This is a genomic window from uncultured Oscillibacter sp. (assembly GCF_947654275.1).
In the GTDB taxonomy this organism is placed as follows: domain Bacteria; phylum Bacillota; class Clostridia; order Oscillospirales; family Oscillospiraceae; genus Oscillibacter.
The window spans coordinates 1-3,011 of the sequence record NZ_CANTJS010000108.1 but is presented as its reverse complement, the minus strand read 5'-3'; the positions used below and the strand labels follow the sequence as shown (position 1 = coordinate 3,011).

Annotated in this window: 3 protein-coding genes; 2 read left to right on the top strand and 1 reads right to left on the bottom strand. The window is 58.1% G+C overall.

The genetic code is table 11. The features are described 5' to 3' along the window. The first annotated feature begins 182 nt into the window (after positions 1-182). Together greA and lysS are read left to right on the top strand one after the other, a co-directional pair. The gene (gene greA, locus Q0063_RS14595; RefSeq protein ID WP_297872680.1) at positions 183-656 is read left to right on the top strand and encodes a transcription elongation factor GreA; all 474 of its coding nucleotides are present in this window, start codon (positions 183-185) and stop codon (positions 654-656) included. A gap of 28 nt (positions 657-684) precedes the next feature. Then, on the top strand, positions 685-2,178 hold the full coding sequence (gene lysS, locus Q0063_RS14590) for a lysine--tRNA ligase (RefSeq protein WP_297872679.1): 1,494 nt from the start codon (positions 685-687) through the stop codon (positions 2,176-2,178). Positions 2,179-2,379: 201 nt separating this feature from the next. Here the strand turns inward: lysS and Q0063_RS14585 are convergent. Then, positions 2,380-3,011 (bottom strand): iron-containing alcohol dehydrogenase (locus tag Q0063_RS14585; RefSeq protein WP_297872678.1); only part of this gene is annotated, 632 nt, incomplete at its 5' end.

The following is a 3,011-nucleotide window of genomic DNA, read 5'->3' as shown; positions in this document are numbered from 1 at the left end:
TCAACTGTCTCCTGAATCCCTCGGATATTTGTACTATTCTTGAAAATTGATTTCCGTGCCCGGCGGCCTCCCGCCCTTGACATTCCCGGACGCCTTCTATATAATAACATCTTGTAAATTTGTGCCCCGGGGTATTTCCGCCGGGCTCAAGACCGGATATCGGAAGAAAGGATCTGTCTGACATGGCAAAAGAAGGATACAAGATGAGTCAGGCTCGTTACGACGAGTTGCAGGAAGAACTGAACTACCTCAAAACCACCCGTTCCGACGAGGTTGCGGAACAGATCAAGGTAGCCCGCGGCTTCGGAGACCTCAGCGAAAACAGCGAATACGACGAGGCAAAAAACGAACAGGGCAAGCTCTATTCCCACATCGCTGAGGTGGAGGAGATTTTGCAGCACGCCGTTATTGTGGACGAAAGCAGCAGCACCGACGTGGTGGCCATCGGCTGCAAAGTGACGGTGGCCGGCGCGGACGGCAAGGCCCTGCCCGCCTACACGATTGTGGGTTCCCAGGAATCCGACCCCATGCACGGCATCATCTCCGAGGAATCCCCCTTCGGCAAGGCCCTGATCGGCGCGAAGGAGGGCGACACTGTCACCGTGGACGCGCCCCGCGGCGCAATCCCCTACACCGTGCTGAAAATCGAGCGGTAAACCGCTCTTAAAATAAAGGAGAGAGAGCATGGCCGAACAGATGAAGAACCCTGAACAGGATCTGAGCCAGCAGACCAGAGTCCGCCGGGAAAAGCTGGCGGCGCTCCAGTCGGCAGGAGAGGACCCTTTCCGGCTGACCCGTTTTGACTGGAATGCCACATCCCGGCAAATCAAGGACCATTTCGACGAAATGGAGGGCACGCCTGTCAAGGTGGCGGGCCGCCTCATGAGCAAACGGGGCATGGGCAAGGTCAGCTTCTGCGACCTCCAGGACCGGGAGGGCCGCATCCAGCTTTACGCCCGTCAGGACGAGATGGACGAGGCGGTTTATAAAGCATTCAAAAAGTTTGACATTGGCGACATTGTGGGTGTGGACGGCGAGGTTTTCCGCACCCAGCGGGGAGAAATGAGCGTCCGGGCAAAGAACATCACCCTGCTTTCGAAATCTCTGCTGCCCCTGCCGGAGAAGTTCCACGGCCTTCAGGACAAAGAGCTGCGCTACCGCCAGCGGTATGTGGACCTGATGGTAAACCCGGAGGTAAAGAACAACTTCCTGGTTCGGTCGAAATTCATCCGGCACGTGCGGGAATTTATGGATGGTCGGGGTTATATTGAGGTCGAGACCCCCGTGTTGAATACCATTTCCGGCGGAGCTACCGCTCGTCCTTTTATTACCCATCACAACACCCTGGATATTGACATGTATATGCGCATTGCCACGGAGCTGCCTCTGAAGCGGCTGATTGTCGGCGGCATGGACCGGGTCTATGAGATTGGCCGCATTTTCCGCAACGAAGGCATGGACCCTAAGCACAACCCTGAGTTCACCACCATTGAGCTGTATCAGGCCTACGCAGATTTTAATGATATGATGGACCTTTTTGAAGATCTGCTGTCCTCCGCCGCTCAGAAGCTGCTGGGGACTTATCAGGTACGGTGGCAGGGTGAGGACATCGATCTGTCCCCCGGCTGGCCCCGTATGCCCATGCACGAGGCGGTGAAGCAGTATTGCGGCATCGACTTTATGGCCATCGGCTCGGATAAGGAGGCGGTCGCCGCCGCCAAATCCATCGGTGTGGAGCTGGCGGAAACAGCGGACAAAACCTGGGGCAACGCCTTGTATGAGTGCTTTGACCAAAAGGTGGAAGAAAAGCTGATTCAGCCTACCTTTATCACCATGCACCCGGTGGATGTTTCGCCGCTGGCAAAGCGGTCCCCCAAGGACCCCCGGCTGACGGAGCGCTTTGAACTGTTTATCTGCCACAGTGAAATGGGCAACGCTTTCTCCGAGCTCAATGACCCCATTGACCAGCGCCAGCGCTTCCAGAAGCAGGTGGAAATGCGGGCCAAGGGAGACGACGAGGCGGGTATGATGGATGAGGATTTCCTCACGGCTCTGGAATACGGCATGCCTCCTACCGGCGGCCTGGGCATTGGCATCGATCGCTGTGTCATGCTGCTCACCGGAGCGGATACCATCCGGGACGTAATCCTGTTCCCCACGATGAAGCCGCTGGATTAACCGAACATGCCGAGCGTCTTCCGGGACAGGGGCGGGCATCCCGCCCCTGCCCCCTGACACGCTGACACAGATTTGACACAAAGAAATGTCCTGCGCCATAACGGCGCAGGACATTTTTACAGACGGCCGCCGGCCGGGCCAAGGGTTTCCGCCCCCGGAAAAAGAGAGAGACGCCGGTTTCCGGCGTCTCTCTTTGCACGCTTAGAAGCACTTGCGGTAAATGGCTTCCTCGCTCTCCAGGTCGAAGGGATAGTAGGCGTTGGTCATCAGGCGCTGCTGGTTGGCCTCCACGGACAGGGGGAACTTCTTGAAATCCTCCTCGGTGAAGCCGCAGTCCCGCAGGGGACGCAGGGGCAGAATCCGCTGGAGCAGAGCGTTCATCTCGGGGATGGCGTTCTTGGCCTCGCAGCCCAGAATCCGGGCCACCAGCTCCTTGAAGCGCATGATTTCGCCGTCGGGGTTCTTCTCGTCATAGTAGTCCATGATGGCGCCGAAGAGCATGTAGTTGCTCTCGCCGTGGGCCACGTGATAGGTGCCGCCCAGGGGGAAGCTCATGCCGTGGACAGGGCCGCAGCCGGCCTTCAGGAAGGCGATGCCGGCGTAGAAGCTGGCGGTGACGAACTCGTCCAGGTACTCGAACCGGGCGTCCTGGCCCTTCTCGTCGATGAGCTTGAAGCCCTTGAGAATCATGTCCATGGCCTTTTCGCTGAAGAGCTCGGAGGTCATGGTCTTGCGATGGGGGCTCAGGAAGGACTCGGTGGCATGCACCAGCGCGTCGATGGCGGAGCAGGCGAAGGGCTTATAGGGCAGGGTCTTGATGAGGTCGGGAATCA

Coding starts and splice junctions, on each gene's coding strand:
- greA (WP_297872680.1), top strand. CDS start 183: ATGGCAAAAGAAGGATACAAGATGAGTCAGGCTCGTTACGACGAGTTG.
- lysS (WP_297872679.1), top strand. CDS start 685: ATGGCCGAACAGATGAAGAACCCTGAACAGGATCTGAGCCAGCAGACC.